This window comes from Escherichia sp. E10V10 (genome assembly GCF_004211985.1).
GTDB lineage: Bacteria > Pseudomonadota > Gammaproteobacteria > Enterobacterales > Enterobacteriaceae > Escherichia.
Genome location: NZ_RHJO01000002.1, coordinates 23,879 through 42,002 on the forward strand (window position 1 = coordinate 23,879; position 18,124 = coordinate 42,002).

The window sequence follows — 18,124 nt, forward strand, 5'->3', positions numbered from 1 at the left end:
ACTAACTCTCATAACCGAGAGAAATCATTGAAAAGTGCAAGCCCCATTAACAGCACCAGCAAAATCGAGCCAATGCGATAACAAAAGTCTTGAACCCGCTCGGATACCGGTCCGCCCTTGATCTTTTCGATCGCAAGGAACAGCAGATGCCCCCCGTCAAGTACGGGCAACGGAAACAGGTTAATTATCCCTAAGTTCACGCTAATAAGCGCAAGGAACGGCAGGTAATAAACAACCCCGAGTTCCGCTGTCATCCCAGCCCCCTTGGCGATAGAGATCGGCCCACTGAGGTTGTTCAGTTTCACATCACCGGTGATCAATTTTCCCAGCATACTGACCGTCAGCTTCATCAATTGCCACGTTTTGTCCGTGGCTTCAACGATGGCGTTGAACGGTCCATACTGGCGTACAACTTTATACTCATCTGGCAAAGGAATGACTTTCGGCTCAATGCCGGCAAAACCAATCGCTTTACCCTTACCCGGTTTGCTCTCCGGGATTAATGTCAAAGACAAGGGACTCCCCTGCCTTTCGATATCTAACGCTAACGGTTTATCCGGGTTATCCCGGACAAGCATCACAAACGTCAGCCATTGCGTTAATGGCTGACCATCGACTTTAACGATCCTGTCGCCTGCTTGCAAACCCGCCTTACTTGCCGCTGAGTTTGGTGACACATTTTCCAGTACAGGTTCAATTTGCGGCCCACGAGGGCGAATCCCCAAAGAAGATACCGGATCTTCCTTATCAGGCTCAAACGCCCAGTTTCGCAAATCAAGCTTTACATCTCGTCGTTGATCGCTGCCAAAAGGTGCCACCGTAAGGGTGGTGCTTTCGTCGCCGATTTTGTCAACCAGTTGTAAGCGCACGGCATCCCAATCAGGCGTTTCGATACCATCTACAGCTTTTAGTTCCGTGCCAGGTACAATTTGTGCTTGTGCGGCAATCGAGTTGGCTGATATTTCACCAACAACGGGGCGAACGCCGGGAACACCAATGATAAAAACCAGCCAGTAAGCAAAGATAGCAAAAATGAAGTTTGCAACCGGACCTGCGGCGATTATCGCTGCTCGCTGGCCAACAGTTTTATTGTTGAAGGCATGGTGGCGAAGTTCCGGAACAACCGGTTCTGCGCGTTCATCCAGCATTTTGACATAACCGCCCAGGGGGATCAGGGCGATGACATATTCGGTGCCGAGTTTGTCAGTGCGGCGCCAGAGCGCCTTACCAAAACCTATCGAGAAACGCTCAACGCGAACACCACAGCGCCGGGCAACCCAGAAATGACCAAATTCATGCACGGTGATAAGCACACCCAGTGCAACGACGAACGAAGCCAAATCCCAGAGAAAACTCAGCATAATACCTTCCGTTAAAGCGTCCTGAATACCAGCAACAACAGGCAAGCAAAGACCGGCACCGCAGCCGTCAGGCTATCAATACGATCTAAAATACCACCGTGTCCTGGAATTAAATGACCGCTGTCCTTAATTCCTGCTTCGCGCTTAAACATGCTCTCAGTTAAGTCGCCGAGCACAGAGGCTAGAGCTGCGACAATAGAGCAAATGAGTAAGGTGACGGGGGCGACGTCGAGATTCGCCCACATACCGTAACCCCATGAGATTACTGCGGCGGTCGCGAGTCCGCCAATAAAACCTTGCCAGGTTTTACCCGGAGAAACCTTCGGCGCCAGCTTATGTTTGCCAAATAATTTGCCAAACATATATGCCCCTGAGTCAGCTCCCCAGACCAGGATCATGACATAGAGCAGCCATATCGCGCCACTGTAATGATTCTCGTCATAGTGCCACGCACGTAACGTCAGCATGCCCCAAAAGAAAGGCACAATGGTTAATACACCGAAAATAATGCGTAACGTTTTAGAGTTTCGCCAGATTGCCGCCGAACCGGGGTAAAATAGCACCAATAATAACGCAACACCCCACCAACCAAGCGAAGCCCAAAGTGAGACTTCAACCAGTGGTTGATGAATATTCCGATGATATTCCGGCAATAGAAAAAGCATCAGCGCCAGCAATAACCCGCACAGCACCGCCAGCCATACCCGCTGCGAGCGAGTGGTAAAACCGCTAAGCTGTCCCCATTCCCACGCCGCCAGCATACAAACTACCAGCGTAACAATGGCGAACCCCACCGGCGGCAACAAAAACAGCGCCGCGATGACTACGGGTATTAAAACAAAAGCAGATATCAGGCGATACTTCAGCAAAAGCGACCCCCATCAGGCTGTTTCATCACCGGGCTCGGTGCCGCCGAAACGACGCTCACGATTAGCAAAGGCATTTAACGCCCCTTCAAAGTCTTGTTCATCGAAATCGGGCCAAAGAACATCTGTAAAGTAAAGTTCGGCATAGGCAATTTGCCAAAGCAAAAAGTTACTAATGCGATGCTCCCCCCCAGTCCTAATTACTAAATCTACAGGGGCCAGTTCATGCATACAGACATGCTGGTTAAGCATCTCTTCATCTATCTGATCCGGTTGCAGGTTTCCTTGCTGCACCTTTTCAGCCAGTTGCCTGACTCCCTGGGCAATATCCCAACGTCCACCGTAGTTCGCCGCAATATTTAGCGTCAGACCGGTATTCCCGGCAGTTAACGCTTCAGATTTACGAATACGTTCTTGCAAACGCGAGTTAAAGCGACTGGTATCGCCAATAATACGCAGACGCACGTTATGTCGGTGCAGGCTTTTTACTTCGCTATCAAGCGCCCACACAAACAGTTCCATTAACGCACTGACTTCCTGCGCTGGTCGGTTCCAGTTTTCACTACTAAAGGCATACAGCGTTAACGCCTCAATACCGTTGTTGGCCGCAAAAGAGACAGCCCGGCGGACGGATTTTGCCCCGGCTTTATGCCCAAAGGCACGAATCTTCCCTTGCTTTTTTGCCCAGCGACCATTGCCGTCCATAATGATCGCAACATGGCGACAGCCATGTGCTGGCAATTTTTCGCTAAGTGGTTGAGTAGCAGACAACATCACGCGTTTTTTATTCCCTGATAGGGTTTACGGTACTCAGGAATACTGAAGCCTATACAAAAAAAAGCCGTGTAAAACCACGGCATATCTGACCTTACAAAGCCAACTACTGACGATCAGATGGCGCAGACTATATCACTGAAGCCCTACGCTAACAAATAGCACGACTCTCTGTAGCCGGATTATCCTCAGCTTGCGAGACGCATCACCTCTTTTCTGGCGACCTCACGCGCATTGGCATCAACAGACAACACATCGTCCACACATTGTGGTTCGCGCATATCCATTTTTTCCAGCACGGATAAATTCAACGCGGCGATATCCGTAAAGCGGATTTGTTGCGCAAGAAAGGCTGCAACAGTGATTTCGTTTGCGGCATTCAATGCGGTCGTCGCTGCCTGGCCCTGTTCGAACGCCTTCATCGCCAGTTTCAGGCATGGATAACGCTCATAATCCGGTGCGGCAAATGTCAACGCACTTAATTTGCAAAAATCGAGCGGCTTCACGCCAGAGTTCACGCGATTCGGCCATGCCATGGTGTGGGCAATTGGCGTACGCATGTCGGGTTCGCCCAGTTGCGCCAGAACGCTACCGTCCTGATAACGCACCATCGAGTGAATCACTGACTGCGGGTGAATCAGCACTTCCATCTGGCTGGCGCTGGCGTTAAACAACCAGCGAGCTTCAATGTATTCCAGACCTTTGTTCATCATGGTAGCCGAATCGACAGAAATTTTACGTCCCATCGACCAGTTCGGATGACGGCATGCTTGATCGGGCGTCATTATTGCCAAATCGCGCAAGGGCGTCTCACGGAAAGGGCCACCAGACCCGGTAAGTAAAATGGACACCACGCCATTTTGCTCAAGGTCAGCGTATCCCAGATTATGCTGAATAGGTTGCGGTAAACTCTGAAAAATGGCGTTGTGTTCGCTATCGACCGGTAATAACTGTGCTTTACTCTGCTTTACTGCGTCCATAAACAGACGTCCGCAGGTGACCAGTGATTCTTTGTTTGCCAGCAGGATGGTTTTACCGGCGCGGATCGCGGCAAGGGTAGGTAACAGGCCAGCAGCGCCCACAATCGCCGCCATCACCTGATCAACATCTTCAAGCGCCGCCATATCGCAGGCAGCTTGTTGCCCGCTTAAGACTTCGGTGCGGCTACCCTGTTGCTGTAGCATCGTTTTAAGAAGTTTCGCACTCGCTTCATCGTCCATAACAGCATAGCGGGGAGAGAACTCCAGGCACTGTTCTACCATGCGAGTGACATTTTTGCCTGCCACCAGCGCAACTACGCGGAAGTGTTCGGGATTATGGCGCACCACGTCCAGCGTGCTGCAACCAATCGAGCCGGTCGAGCCCAGAATGGTGAGTTGCTTCATGAAACATCCAGAGTTGAGACAGAATAAAAAGCAAAACGCCGCCAGCCGATCCGCAAGGATCTACTGAGCGGCGTTTTTTGTCGTTCAAGAAATCAGAACTGCATCAGTTCTGCTTCTTTGTCTGCCAGCGCCGCTTCAATTTTCTTGATTGCAGCATCAGTCAGTTTCTGTACATCGTCCTGAGAACGGCGATCGTCGTCTTCGCTGATCTCTTTTTCTTTCAACAGTGCTTTCACTTTGTCGTTCGCATCACGACGCACGTTACGTACTGCAACACGCGCCTGTTCAGCTTCGCCACGAACGATTTTGGTCAGATCTTTACGACGCTCTTCCGTCAGCGGCGGCAGCGGAACACGAATGTCGCTACCCGCAGAGTTCGGGTTCAGGCCGAGATCGGACGCCATAATCGCTTTTTCAACGGCCGGAGACATTGAACGGTCAAACACGTTGATTTTCAGAGTACGGGAATCTTCTACCGTTACGCTTGCCAGCTGACGCAGCGGCGTTGGCGTGCCGTAATATTCCACGACAATGCCATCCAGCAGGCTGGGAGAAGCACGACCCGTGCGTATTTTGCTGATTTGGGTTTTGAACGCTTCAACGCATTTGTCCATGCGTACTTCAGCATCTTTTCTGATATCGCTAATCACGTTACGAATCCTTGAAAACTTGTCTCAGTCAGACCAGACAGTCACACACAGTGGAAGTGTGCTAAGTATAGCCCTGATTAAACATATTACGGGTAATTGTCTGGATTATTAGGCTATTTTATTTGCCATTTTGGCCCCGGGCAGTGCTCGCCATCCTCACGTACTTATGTACGCTCCGGTTGCTGCGCGCTGGCCGTGACCAGACTGCCTGCAACAATAACGCCTTATAACCAGACTTACGCCCCCGCGATACTTATGCGGAATCTTACCCTTATTTATCCATCACGGGAATTATTCCGTGATTAATGTTCCTTCTTTTTCACCCATTACCACACGGCGCAGTGCACCCGGTTTGTTCATGTTGAAAACACGAATCGGTAATTTGTGGTCACGAGCCAGCGTAAAGGCCGCCAGGTCCATGACTTTCAGCTCTTTTTCCAGCACTTCGCTGTAAGTCAGCTGCTCATACATAGTTGCAGTTGGATCTTTCGCTGGATCAGCGGTAAACACACCATCAACTTTGGTCGCTTTCAGCACCACATCGGCTTCAATTTCGATACCACGCAGGCAAGCTGCGGAGTCAGTGGTGAAGAATGGATTACCCGTACCGGCGGAGAGGATCACCACACGGTTGTTACGCAACAGGCTGATTGCTTCTGCCCAGCTGTAACTGTCGCACACGCCATTCAACGGAATAGCGGACATCAGACGAGCGTTCACATAGGCGCGGTGCAGTGCATCACGCATTGCCAGACCGTTCATTACGGTAGCCAGCATCCCCATGTGGTCGCCCACAACGCGGTTCATACCCGCTTTCGCCAGACCAGCGCCACGGAACAGGTTCCCCCCACCAATCACCACACCAACCTGAATACCCAGTTCAACCAGCTCTTTGATTTCCTGAGCCATGCGATCCAGTATGCTTGCATCAATACCGAAGCCTTCCGTGCCCTGCAGAGCTTCGCCACTCAACTTAAGCAGAATGCGTTTATAGACGGGTTTTGCATTGGTAGCCATGTTTCTTTCCTGAGACTGTCAACGATTGAAATGAATTAATACCAGCGACATTGTACGTCGCTTTTCAGCGCAGCCCCATAAGGGTTAGCTGAATTTACAAGATGGGCGCAAAAAGAAGCCGCCCTCAGGCGGCTCCTTTTCGATAATTAAGACTGCTTGGACATCGCAGCAACTTCTGCTGCAAAGTCAGTCTCAACTTTCTCGATGCCTTCACCTACTTCGAAGCGGATGAAGCCAGTCACTTCAGCGTTATGCTCTTTCAGCAGCTGACCAACAGTTTTTGCCGGTTCCATAACGAACGGCTGACCGGTCAGAGAAACTTCGCCGGTGAATTTCTTCATGCGGCCTTCAACCATTTTCTCTGCGATTTCTTTCGGCTTACCAGACTGCATCGCGATGTCCAGCTGTACCTGGTATTCTTTCTCTACCACTTCAGCGGATACATCTTCTGGTTTGATGAATTCTGGTTTGCTTGCAGCAACGTGCATAGCGATGTGTTTAACCAGCTCTTCGTCAGCGCCTTTAGCAGCAACCAGAACGCCGATACGCGCACCGTGCTGATAAGAACCCAGAACGTCGCCTTCCAGTGCAGCAACGCGGCGAATGTTGATGTTTTCACCAATTTTCGCTACCAGCGCAACACGTTCTTCTTCGAACTGTGCTTTCAGAACTTCAACGTCAGTGATTTTGCCAGCTACAGCTGCGTCCAGAACTTTGTCTGCGAACGCCTGGAAACCAGCGTCTTTCGCTACGAAGTCAGTCTGGCAGTTAACTTCCAGAATGATGCCGTAGTTGCCGTCGATTTTGGTTTTGATCACGCCGTCAGCAGCAACGTTGCCTGCTTTTTTCGCTGCTTTAATAGCACCGGACTTACGCATGTTTTCGATTGCCAGCTCGATGTCGCCGTTAGCTTCAGTCAGTGCTTTTTTGCAATCCATCATGCCTGCGCCAGTACGCTCACGCAGCTCTTTTACCAGGGATGCGGTAATTTCAGCCATTCTAAAATCCTCGGAGATGTGATCTGCCCGGCGTTAAACCGCACAGATATAAAAGTGAAAAAGGGGGCCATATGCAGGCCCCCTAACCAAACGTGTACTACCTGGTCTATAAGGGCTCTCCCCCTTCATATTTCGCGCCGCAGATGCGTTGTCTTCGCTCGCTCATCCCGGTCACTTACTGATGTAAGCTCCCGGGAATTCTCGAGCTTGCCGCCTTTCTGCAACTCGAACTATTTTGGGGGAGTTATCAAGCCTTATTACTCAGCTTCTACGAAGCTTTCTTCCGCCTGGGAAGCCAGATCCTGAGAACGGCCTTCACGTACGGTTGCAGCAACAGCGCCCAGGTACAGGGTCACAGCACGGATTGCGTCGTCGTTACCCGGGATAACGAAGTCAACACCGTCCGGATCAGAGTTGGTATCAACGATAGCAAATACCGGAATACCCAGGTTGTTTGCTTCTTTGATAGCAATGTGTTCGTGGTCAGCATCGATTACAAACAGAGCGTCCGGCAGACCGCCCATGTCTTTGATACCGCCCAGGCTGTTTTCCAGTTTCTCCAGCTCACGAGTGCGCATCAGCGCTTCTTTCTTGGTCAGCTTTTCGAAAGTACCGTCCTGAGACTGAGTTTCCAGGTCTTTCAGACGTTTGATGGACTGACGAACGGTTTTCCAGTTAGTCAGCATACCGCCCAGCCAGCGATGGTTCACGAAGAACTGGTCGCAGCTCAGAGCAGCGTCTTTCACCGCTTCGCTTGCAGCGCGTTTAGTACCAACGAAAAGGATTTTACCTTTGCGAGAAGCAATCTTGTTCAGTTCAGCCAGAGCTTCGTTGAACATCGGTACAGTTTTCTCAAGGTTGATGATGTGAACTTTGTTACGCGCACCGAAGATGAACGGCTTCATTTTCGGGTTCCAGTAACGGGTCTGGTGACCGAAGTGAACACCAGCCTTGAGCATGTCGCGCATGGAAACAGTTGCCATGATTAAAACCTCTATATAAAAGTTGGGGTTATGCCTCCACGTATCCCATATTACCGACCCCAAAGGGCACCCCGGAATATGTGCCGATACGTGTGTGTTGTTACACAAAGTGAGATTGTCGCTTCCGTCCAGTCTGTGTATACGAAATGGATCGGAAGTCCGGCGCGCTTTATACCACAAATACGTCGCGGACACCAATAATTGTTGGCGCTGTGTACAGCACCAGACGATGAATTTTCTATTATAGAAAACGTTCAGTGGCACGTTTGGCGAAATTCAGAATGATTCTCAATTTGCCCGGGTGTGATACCATTGACAGCACTTACATATATATTGTCGGTATCACCGACGCTGATGGACAGAATTAATGGCTATCTCAATCAAGACCCCTGAAGATATCGAAAAAATGCGCGTCGCTGGCCGCCTGGCTGCCGAAGTGCTGGAGATGATCGAACCCTATGTTAAACCGGGCGTCAGCACCGGCGAGCTGGATCGCATCTGTAATGATTACATTGTTAATGAACAACACGCGGTTTCTGCCTGCCTCGGCTATCATGGTTATCCGAAATCTGTTTGCATCTCTATTAATGAAGTGGTGTGCCACGGTATTCCGGACGATGCCAAGCTGCTGAAAGATGGCGACATCGTTAACATCGATGTCACCGTTATTAAGGATGGTTTCCACGGCGATACCTCGAAAATGTTTATCGTCGGTAAGCCGACCATCATGGGCGAACGCCTGTGCCGCATCACACAAGAGAGCCTGTATCTGGCGCTGCGTATGGTGAAACCAGGCATCAATCTGCGCGAAATCGGTGCAGCGATTCAGAAATTTGTCGAAGCAGAAGGCTTCTCTGTCGTTCGTGAATATTGCGGACACGGTATTGGTCGCGGCTTCCATGAAGAACCGCAAGTACTGCACTATGACTCCCCTGAAACCAACGTCGTGCTGAAACCAGGGATGACATTCACTATCGAGCCAATGGTCAACGCGGGTAAAAAAGAGATCCGCACCATGAAAGATGGCTGGACGGTAAAAACCAAAGATCGCAGCTTGTCTGCACAATACGAGCATACTATTGTGGTGACTGATAACGGCTGCGAAATTCTGACGTTACGCAAGGATGACACCATCCCGGCGATAATCTCGCACGACGAATAAGAGGAAGACAAACGCAAAAATGCCTGATGCATCCTACCTTCTCCATTTGCAAGGAGTTGTAGGCTGGATAAGGCGTTCACGCCGCATCCGGCATGAACAAAGCGCACTTTGTCAACAATCTGAAGCCGGCGAATGCCGGCTTTTTTAATGTGATAATGTAATCTTATGGGTGGCGCACGATGAATACCCTTCCAGAACAGTACGCAAACACCGCTCTCCCCACCCTGCCCGGTCAACCGCAAAATCCATGCGTCTGGCCCCGTGATGAATTAACTGTCTGTGGGATAAAAGCCCATATCGATACTTTCCAGCGTTGGCTGGGCGATGCCTTTGATAGTGGGATTTCCGCTGAACAATTGATTGAAGCCCGCACTGAATTTATCGACCAGCTCCTGCAACGGTTATGGATTGATTCAGGATTCAGCCAGATCGCCGATCTGGCGCTGGTTGCCGTCGGTGGTTATGGTCGTGGCGAGCTGCATCCGCTTTCAGACGTCGATTTACTGATCTTAAGCCGTAAAAAACTTCCGGACGATCAGGCGCAAAAAGTGGGCGAGCTGTTAACGCTGCTCTGGGATGTGAAGCTGGAAGTCGGTCATAGCGTGCGCACGCTTGAAGAGTGCATGCTGGAAGGATTATCAGATTTAACCGTCGCCACCAACCTGATCGAATCCCGCTTGTTAATTGGCGATGTAGCGCTATTTCTCGAACTGCAAAAGCATATTTTCAGCGAAGGATTCTGGCCGTCCGATAAGTTTTACGCGGCGAAAGTTGAAGAACAAAACCAGCGCCACCAGCGTTATCACGGCACCAGCTACAATCTTGAACCAGACATCAAAAGCAGCCCCGGCGGTTTGCGCGATATCCACACTCTGCAATGGGTTGCCCGCCGCCATTTTGGCGCAACATCACTCGATGAAATGGTCGGATTTGGCTTCTTAACGTCTGCGGAACGTGCAGAGCTAAATGAGTGTTTGCATATTCTCTGGCGAATTCGCTTCGCCCTGCATTTGGTAGTCAACCGTTACGATAATCGCCTGTTATTTGATCGCCAGCTTAGCGTTGCCCAGCGTCTGAATTACGGTGGTGAAGGTAACGAGCCAGTCGAACAGATGATGAAGGATTATTTTCGCGTTACGCGCCGCGTTAGCGAACTTAACCATATGCTATTGCAACTGTTCGACGAGGCTATCCTCGCCCTCCCTGCCGACGAAAAACCGCGACCAATAGACGATGAATTTCAGCTACGCGGCACGCTTATCGATCTGCGCGATGAAACGCTGTTTATGCGCCAACCAGAAGCGATATTACGCATGTTCTATACGATGGTGCGCAACAGTGCGATCACCGGCATTTACTCCACCACGCTGCGCCAGTTACGTCATGCCCGTCGCCATCTGCAACAACCGCTGTGCAATATTCCTGAAGCGCGAAAGCTATTTTTGAGCATTCTGCGTCACCCTGGTTCGGTGCGTCGAGGACTGTTACCGATGCATCGCCATAGCGTGCTCGGTGCCTATATGCCGCAATGGTCGCATATCGTCGGGCAGATGCAGTTTGACCTGTTCCACGCCTACACGGTGGATGAACATACTATTCGCGTGATGTTGAAACTGGAGAGTTTTGCCAGTGAAGAAACGCGCCAGCGCCATCCGTTGTGTGTGGATGTCTGGCCGCGATTGCCGTCACCTGAGCTTATCTTTATCGCCGCACTGTTTCACGATATTGCCAAAGGGCGTGGCGGCGACCACTCTATACTCGGCGCACAAGACGTGGTGCATTTTGCCGAGCTCCACGGGCTGAACTCGCGCGAAACGCAACTGGTCGCCTGGCTGGTTCGCCAGCACTTGCTGATGTCGGTCACCGCCCAACGCCGCGATATTCAGGACCCGGAAGTCATCAAGCAGTTTGCCGAAGAAGTGCAAACGGAAACCCGGCTGCGCTATCTGGTATGCCTGACAGTGGCCGATATTTGCGCCACCAACGAAACACTGTGGAATAGCTGGAAGCAAAGCCTGTTGCGCGAACTCTATTTCGCCACCGAAAAACAGCTACGACGCGGGATGCAAAACACGCCGGATATGCGCGAACGGGTTCGCCATCACCAGCTTCAGGCGCTGGCGCTGCTGCGCATGGACAATATCGACGAAGAGGCGCTGCACCAGATTTGGTCGCGCTGTCGCGCTAACTATTTTGTCCGCCATAGCCCAAATCAACTGGCCTGGCATGCGCGCCATTTATTACAGCATGATTTAAGCAAACCGCTGGTATTGCTTAGCCCGCAGGCTACGCGTGGAGGCACCGAGATTTTTATCTGGAGTCCGGACCGCCCCTATCTGTTTGCCGCCGTCTGTGCCGAATTAGACCGCCGCAATTTAAGTGTTCACGACGCACAAATTTTCACTACCCGCGACGGAATGGCAATGGATACCTTCATCGTGCTGGAACCAGATGGCAGCCCGCTGTCCGCAGATCGCCATGAAGTCATTCGTTTTGGACTTGAGCAGGTGCTGACGCAAAGTAGCTGGCAGCCACCACAGCCGCGTCGTCAACCGGCCAAACTACGTCACTTTACTGTTGAAACCGAAGTGACGTTTTTGCCTACCCATACCGACCGAAAATCATTCCTTGAGCTTATCGCTCTCGACCAACCGGGTCTGCTGGCCCGAGTTGGGAAAATTTTTGCCGATCTGGGAATTTCGCTTCATGGCGCTCGAATTACAACCATTGGCGAGCGAGTAGAAGATTTATTCATAATCGCCACCGCTGATCGGCGCGCACTTAATAACGAGTTGCAGCAGGAAGTGCATCAGCGGTTGACAGAGGCCCTCAATCCAAACGATAAAGGGTGATGTGTTTACTGATATGAAAAGAGTTTAACAATGCAGCAGTTACAGAACATTATTGAAACCGCTTTTGAACGCCGTGCCGAGATCACGCCAGCCAATGCAGACACCGTTACCCGCGAAGCGGTAAATCAGGTGATCGCCTTGCTGGATTCCGGCGCACTACGTGTAGCGGAAAAAATTGACGGTCAGTGGGTGACGCATCAGTGGTTGAAAAAAGCGGTGCTGCTCTCTTTCCGTATTAATGATAATCAGGTGATCGAAGGGGCAGAAAGCCGCTACTTCGATAAAGTGCCGATGAAATTCGCTAACTACGATGAAGCACGTTTCCAGAAAGAAGGCTTCCGCGTCGTGCCACCAGCGGCAGTGCGTCAGGGCGCATTTATCGCCCGTAATACCGTGCTGATGCCATCTTATGTCAACATCGGCGCATATGTTGATGAAGGCACGATGGTTGATACCTGGGCCACCGTCGGTTCCTGTGCGCAGATTGGTAAAAACGTGCATCTGTCTGGCGGCGTAGGCATTGGTGGCGTGCTGGAGCCGCTGCAGGCTAACCCGACCATTATTGAAGATAACTGCTTCATCGGCGCACGCTCTGAAGTGGTTGAAGGGGTGATTGTCGAAGAAGGTTCCGTCATCTCTATGGGCGTATACATCGGTCAAAGCACCCGTATTTACGACCGTGAAACCGGCGAAATCCACTACGGTCGCGTTCCGGCGGGTTCTGTGGTGGTATCCGGCAACCTGCCGTCGAAAGATGGCAAATACAGCCTTTACTGTGCGGTTATCGTTAAGAAGGTTGACGCGAAAACCCGCGGTAAAGTCGGTATCAACGAACTGCTGCGTACCATCGACTAAAAGTATGCACACGGGCAGCACGACGCTGCCCGTTTGCTTTCTGGCTCAGATTAATTCGTCCTACTCATTCTTCCCCTTTTTTAAATACTTTTTCATCTTGTTTCGGACTGTCGTGTAATTCGCAAAACGAAGATAAATGTGCTAATCCATCCCCTGGAATATCGCCAGAATAAAGCAGGTAATTTTTTGATTTTTACGCCATGATAGAAGTCTGGAAAAAAGGCTTTCTGCGATCACAGTCGAGCCGGGCGGGCCAGGCCAAATGCTAAGATAAGCACAATTTACTGACTCATTTTGAGGTAACGCTATGTACGACAATCTGAAAAGTCTGGGTATTACCAATCCTGAAGAAATTGATCGTTACAGCCTCCGGCAGGAAGCCAACAACGATATTCTGAAAATCTATTTTCAGAAAGACAAAGGCGAGTTTTTCGCTAAAAGCGTGAAGTTTAAATATCCGCGTCAGCGCAAAACAGTGGTCGCCGATGGTGTGGGTCAGGGTTATAAAGAAGTGCAGGAGATCAGCCCGAATCTGCGTTATATCATTGATGAACTTGATCAAATCTGCCAGCGTGATCGTAGCGAAGTTGATCTTAAGCGTAAGATCCTCGACGACTTACGTCATCTGGAGTCAGTAGTAACCAATAAGATCAGCGAGATTGAAGCCGATCTGGAAAAACTGACGCGTAAATAATCCCGAACTGACGGTTAGCTCGGGCAATCCCCTCTTCCCTTCGGGGTGAGGGGAACAAGCCAGCGCCGCCTCGACCTTAACGCATAACCTACCGTTCTTCATCCAGTTGCAACGCAACATACAGCAGCAACCTGTCATCAAAATTGCCCAAATCAAGCCCGGTCAGTTCAGATATACGATTAAGCCGATACTCCAGGGTATTACGATGAATAAACAGCGCCTTTGACGTTGCCAGCGGTTGCACATTGTGACGAAACCACGCCGTCAGCGTTCGCCGCAGTAAACCGTTATTGTCCATCGCTTTCAGCCGCGCCAGCGGTCGCGCCAGTTCGTTGGCTTGCCAGTCGCCACGTAAACTGTCGAGTAATACTGGCAGCATCAGATCCTGATAAAAATAGCAGCGACTTTCTGGCATACGCTGTTTACCCACTACCATCGTTGTTTTCGCCGTACGATAAGAACGCGCAATACTGCCAGCGCCGGTAAAATAATTGCCCAGTGACACGCGAAAACGCAGCTGGCCGTACTCCTTCATACGAGTAATAAGTTGCTCTACTCGCTTACGATGGTCTTCCGCATCCCAGCGCCCAAACGTATTCAACGCCGGTTTCAGCACTACCATTTCGGTTAGCGAGACTATCGCCACCAGATTATTGCGTTCCGGCGTGGTGAGTGCATTTTGCAGTTGCTGTAGTTCCGCCATCGCGCTGTCCACGCCAAGCTGGCCGCTATCGACCTCGACAATGGCCACCACGCGGGGTTGATTGAGATCGATACCCAGTCGTTGCGCCCATTCGGTTAACGCTGGCGTATTTTCTTCAGCCTGAATCAGATGCATGACTAACTCTTCACGCAGTCGGCTATCCTGCGCCAGCAGGTGCATCAACCGCGACTGTTCCAGCATCATCTCCGCCGTCATACAGACCAGTTCACCATATTTGCGCAAATGCTCCGGTTCACCGGTCAGGCCGATAACGCCGACAATCTCGCCTTCCAGCCTTAACGGCAGGTTAATCCCCTGACGTACACCGTGCAGATGGCGCGCTACCGCATCATCGATATCGACCACCCGCCCTTGCGACAGTACCAGTAATGCACCTTCGTGCAATTCACCAATACGCTCACGATCGCCGCTGCCGATAATTCGCCCGCGAGCATCCATTACGTTGATATTGGTATCGATGATGCGCATGGTACGCGCCACGATATCCTGCGCCATTTTGGTATCAAGATGCCAGCCAGCCATAAGCCCTCCGTTGTGCACGGTTTAGCATAAGGAAGTACGCAACGCACGGCATTGTGCAAATGCACAAAGGACGACGGAGAAATATGGAGTTGTGGAGGGGGTCACAAATTGAAAAGAGAACCCCTTCCCGTTTGCAGGAAGGGGTTGAGGGAGATTACTGCATTAACAGGTAGATGGTGCTATCGCCGCGCTGAATGTTCAGCGCCAGCACTGACGGCTTGCTGTCGAGAACTTTACGCAGTTCAGCGATGTTTTTCACTGTCTGCTGGTTCGCGCCAATAATCACATCACCTTTTTTCAGGCCAATCTGCGCAGCCGGAGTACCGGTTTTCACGTTGTTCACGACCACGCCCTGATCTTTGCCTTTGTTGCTCATTTCAGCGCCTTCAATGCCGTTGAAGATAGAGCTGGAATCAACCTGATTCTGGCTGCTCTGCTGCAGTTCCAGATTCACGTTGACCTGCTTACCATCGCGCAGCAAGCCCAGGGTCAGTTTGCTGCCCACCGGCATAGTACCCACCTGAGCACGCAGTGCGGCAAAGCTGCTGATCGGCTTACCGTTCAGTGAGGTGATCACATCACCCGCTTTAATACCCGCTTTTGCAGCGGAGGAATTCGGCAGAACCTGACTTACGAAAGCGCCACGCTGGGCGTCAACTTTCATCGCTTTCGCCAGTTCAGAGTTCAGCTCAGTACCCATAATGCCCAACTCACCGCGTTTCACCTGGCCGTATTCCACCATCTGCGAGGTCAGGTTTTTCACCATGTTGCTCGGGATAGCAAAACCGATACCGATGTTACCGCCGTCTGGTGCAAGGATCGCGGTGTTAATACCGATCAGTTCACCGTTCAGGTTAACCAGCGCACCACCAGAGTTACCCCGGTTGATTGCTGCGTCCGTCTGGATGAAGTTTTCGTAGTTTTCGGCGTTCAGACCGCTACGCCCCAGTGCAGAGACGATACCGGAAGTTACCGTCTCGCCCAGACCAAACGGGTTACCGATAGCGACGGTGTAATCACCCACGCGCAGCGCATCGGAATCCGCCATCTTAATCGCGGTCAGGTTTTTCGGGTTCTGGATCTGGATCAGCGCGATATCAGAGCGCGGATCTTTGCCGACCATCTTCGCGTCGAACTTACGGCCATCGCTCAGTTGAACTTTAATGACCGTCGCGTTATCGACAACGTGGTTGTTAGTCACGACATAGCCTTTATCGGCATCAATGATGACGCCAGAACCCAGCGCCATGAATTTTTGTTGCTGGCCACCGCCGTTACCACCTTGTCCACCGCCCTGACAGAACGGGGAGCTCTGGAACGGAGAACCTTCCTGGCAGAACGGGGAATCATCACCGAAGAACTGCTGGAAATTACGCGGCATACGCGGCGTATTAACGGTTGTGCTACCTTCTACGTTAATGCTGACCACTGAAGGCATCACCTTTTCGAGCATCGGTGCAAGGCTTGGCATCTGCTGGGCTGTCGTTGCTGAAGAAGTCTCAGCCGCCGTTGCAGAGAGCGGAGATAACGCCAAACCTAAACTCAGAGCCAGTGCACTCAGTGCTAATGTGGTTTTTTTCATGTATTTCAGTCTCGATTAACAGATAACGCAAAATTGCTGTGTTCTTCAGATTCGTTTTATAGCGCGAAGTTCCGAACTAAAGTTTCTGCAAAAAGTAAAAATTTATTGTCCGTCTTTACAAAAGCCTGGTTATTGTTCTACGGCCATCAGACGTCGGTATTCATCCCACGCATAAAGGTCTGTCATACCGCTGATATAATCCTGTAACAGTCGGCAGCGGTAATAATATTCCCATAGCGGAAGCTCAGGTGAATCTGACGATAATTTACTGACAGCCTCAACATAGGCCAACCGATGGCGCGTTGAGAGCTTATGGAATAAACGCGTTTCAATGGGGAAACGTTTCACACGCTCTTTTTCAACAAGTTCGGTAAAGTCTGATAACGACATGTTTAACAACGGTCGATATATCTCTAATAAACCGCTAATCACCCGGTAGCCCTGCAATTCAAGCTGCTCGACATCTGGATGGCTAAACACATGTTTTACAGCGACATTTTTATATAACTTCAGCAACTGGCTACATTCGCTGGCATCTTCTAACAGTGCATGATTAAAGGTTCCGGCAAAAATTTCAGGTAAGTTATCAATAAATCGTTGTGCCGCATACGGCACCAGTTTATTTAAGGTATTTACGCGTAAATACATAAAAAACTGATCTTCCGTGCTACGACTTAAGCTATTTGAGCGCGATTTTTCCCAGGCATTTTCTACCACCTGCGCAAACAGCGAGCCGTTCTCATGCTGGCCCCACGCTTCATGCAGATGATGATAAAGCTGTTCAACGGTAAATATTCTTTTTTCTACCGCATCTTCAAGATCAGCCACACAATAAGATATATCGTCAGCAGCTTCCATAATCCACGTTAATGGGAAGCGACTGTAAAGCGCTAAATTAAGTTCTTTACGTAAACGCGCAATATAGAATTCTTCAGAAAGGTAATAGCCCGGCTTTTTCATTAAATAATCGTGAGTCGCGGGCGTTTCGCCACGCCACCACGCCGGACGGGTATATTTTAAAATACCGCCTACCTGGGCCCAGGTAAGATTCATCCGCATCAATGTATGCACCAGACGAATACCCTGTGCGTTACCTTCAAAATGACATAAGTCCTGACGAATTTTTCGCCGCAGCTCGTTGAGCGGCTCCTCCCCTTCCCTCAATCGCAACGCTGCCACGCTACAGCGATCGTCGGTTAATGGCTGACTTTCGGCATCCGCCGGGTACAAGCGCTGACGGAACCAGTCATTAATGGCTGCCTCGCCGAAATGACCAAACGGCGGATTTCCTATGTCATGCATCAGGCACGACATTTCGACAATGCTTTCAAACGGCCCGGTCAACTCGTCCAGACCGTAAGCCTCCAGCAATTTAAGCTCTTTCAGGCGGCTTAAAATTTCTTTAGCGATATAACGCCCCACCTGCTGAACTTCCATAGAATGGGTAAGACGCGTGCGCACGGCAGCATTGCGCTCAAGTGGGAAGACCTGGGTCTTTTGTTGCAGACGGCGAATCGCCGGGGAGTTGATAATACGCCCGCGATCGCTCTCGAAGATCCGCAGGATCTCATGTTCAGTTTTAACGCCCTGCGGTGAACGATAACGACGATGCCAGTTTATTTTATTTCGGAAATCAATCTGTGCCATGTCCTCTCCCGCGTGAGAAATACGCTTCCCCTCAAGCGCATGATAAACTATG

Annotated in this window: 15 protein-coding genes; 4 read left to right on the forward strand and 11 right to left on the reverse strand. The window is 50.7% G+C overall.

What is annotated here, in order from left to right; genetic code table 11:
- Positions 1–8 precede the first annotated feature (8 nt).
- The 8 genes from rseP to rpsB all read right to left on the reverse strand — a co-directional run bounded on the left by rseP (position 9) and on the right by rpsB (position 8,034).
- Entirely contained in the window at positions 9–1,361 is a 1,353-nt protein-coding gene (rseP, locus tag D9736_RS04635; RefSeq protein ID WP_130257822.1) for a sigma E protease regulator RseP, read from the reverse strand.
- Positions 1,362–1,372: 11 nt separating this feature from the next.
- Complete coding sequence (cdsA, locus tag D9736_RS04640; RefSeq protein WP_130205024.1) at positions 1,373–2,230, reverse strand: phosphatidate cytidylyltransferase; 858 nt, start codon at positions 2,228–2,230, stop codon at positions 1,373–1,375.
- 12 nt (positions 2,231–2,242) lie between these two features.
- The gene (ispU, locus tag D9736_RS04645) at positions 2,243–3,001 is read right to left on the reverse strand and encodes a (2E,6E)-farnesyl-diphosphate-specific ditrans,polycis-undecaprenyl-diphosphate synthase (RefSeq protein ID WP_112014149.1); all 759 of its coding nucleotides are present in this window, start codon (positions 2,999–3,001) and stop codon (positions 2,243–2,245) included.
- 188 nt (positions 3,002–3,189) lie between these two features.
- Entirely contained in the window at positions 3,190–4,386 is a 1,197-nt protein-coding gene (gene ispC / locus D9736_RS04650; RefSeq protein WP_130257823.1) for a 1-deoxy-D-xylulose-5-phosphate reductoisomerase, read from the reverse strand.
- Positions 4,387–4,478: 92 nt separating this feature from the next.
- Positions 4,479–5,036, reverse strand: a complete 558-nt coding sequence (gene frr, locus D9736_RS04655) for a ribosome recycling factor (RefSeq protein WP_000622419.1) — start codon at positions 5,034–5,036, stop codon at positions 4,479–4,481.
- A 291-nt stretch (positions 5,037–5,327) separates the two neighbouring features.
- Positions 5,328–6,053: a UMP kinase gene (gene pyrH / locus D9736_RS04660; protein ID WP_000224573.1), complete on the reverse strand. Its 726-nt coding sequence runs from the start codon at positions 6,051–6,053 to the stop codon at positions 5,328–5,330.
- A gap of 146 nt (positions 6,054–6,199) precedes the next feature.
- On the reverse strand, positions 6,200–7,051 hold the full coding sequence (gene tsf, locus D9736_RS04665; RefSeq protein WP_000818112.1) for a translation elongation factor Ts: 852 nt from the start codon (positions 7,049–7,051) through the stop codon (positions 6,200–6,202).
- Positions 7,052–7,308: 257 nt separating this feature from the next.
- Positions 7,309–8,034 (reverse strand): 30S ribosomal protein S2, encoded by a 726-nt coding sequence (gene rpsB / locus D9736_RS04670; protein ID WP_000246884.1) that lies wholly within the window; start codon positions 8,032–8,034, stop codon positions 7,309–7,311.
- Positions 8,035–8,401: 367 nt separating this feature from the next.
- Here rpsB and map point away from each other — a divergent pair, with 367 nt between their 5' ends.
- The 4 genes from map (at position 8,402) to D9736_RS04690 (ending at position 13,597) form a co-directional block, all read left to right on the forward strand.
- Positions 8,402–9,196: a type I methionyl aminopeptidase gene (map, locus tag D9736_RS04675; protein WP_001018190.1), complete on the forward strand. Its 795-nt coding sequence runs from the start codon at positions 8,402–8,404 to the stop codon at positions 9,194–9,196.
- A 179-nt stretch (positions 9,197–9,375) separates the two neighbouring features.
- Positions 9,376–12,048, forward strand: coding sequence for a bifunctional uridylyltransferase/uridylyl-removing protein GlnD (gene glnD, locus D9736_RS04680; RefSeq protein WP_130257824.1), 2,673 nt, complete (start codon positions 9,376–9,378; stop codon positions 12,046–12,048).
- A 30-nt stretch (positions 12,049–12,078) separates the two neighbouring features.
- Positions 12,079–12,903 (forward strand): 2,3,4,5-tetrahydropyridine-2,6-dicarboxylate N-succinyltransferase, encoded by an 825-nt coding sequence (gene dapD / locus D9736_RS04685; protein WP_001186656.1) that lies wholly within the window; start codon positions 12,079–12,081, stop codon positions 12,901–12,903.
- A 307-nt stretch (positions 12,904–13,210) separates the two neighbouring features.
- On the forward strand, positions 13,211–13,597 hold the full coding sequence (locus tag D9736_RS04690; RefSeq protein WP_000272188.1) for a DUF3461 family protein: 387 nt from the start codon (positions 13,211–13,213) through the stop codon (positions 13,595–13,597).
- Between the two features lie 88 nt (positions 13,598–13,685).
- Here D9736_RS04690 and cdaR read toward each other — a convergent pair whose 3' ends face one another.
- The 3 genes from cdaR to dgt form a co-directional block, all read right to left on the reverse strand.
- Entirely contained in the window at positions 13,686–14,843 is a 1,158-nt protein-coding gene (gene cdaR / locus D9736_RS04695; RefSeq protein ID WP_130257825.1) for a DNA-binding transcriptional regulator CdaR, read from the reverse strand.
- A 154-nt stretch (positions 14,844–14,997) separates the two neighbouring features.
- The gene (gene degP, locus D9736_RS04700; RefSeq protein WP_130205012.1) at positions 14,998–16,425 is read right to left on the reverse strand and encodes a serine endoprotease DegP; all 1,428 of its coding nucleotides are present in this window, start codon (positions 16,423–16,425) and stop codon (positions 14,998–15,000) included.
- Between the two features lie 129 nt (positions 16,426–16,554).
- Positions 16,555–18,072, reverse strand: coding sequence for a dGTPase (gene dgt / locus D9736_RS04705; RefSeq protein ID WP_130257826.1), 1,518 nt, complete (start codon positions 18,070–18,072; stop codon positions 16,555–16,557).
- Positions 18,073–18,124: the final 52 nt, after the last annotated feature.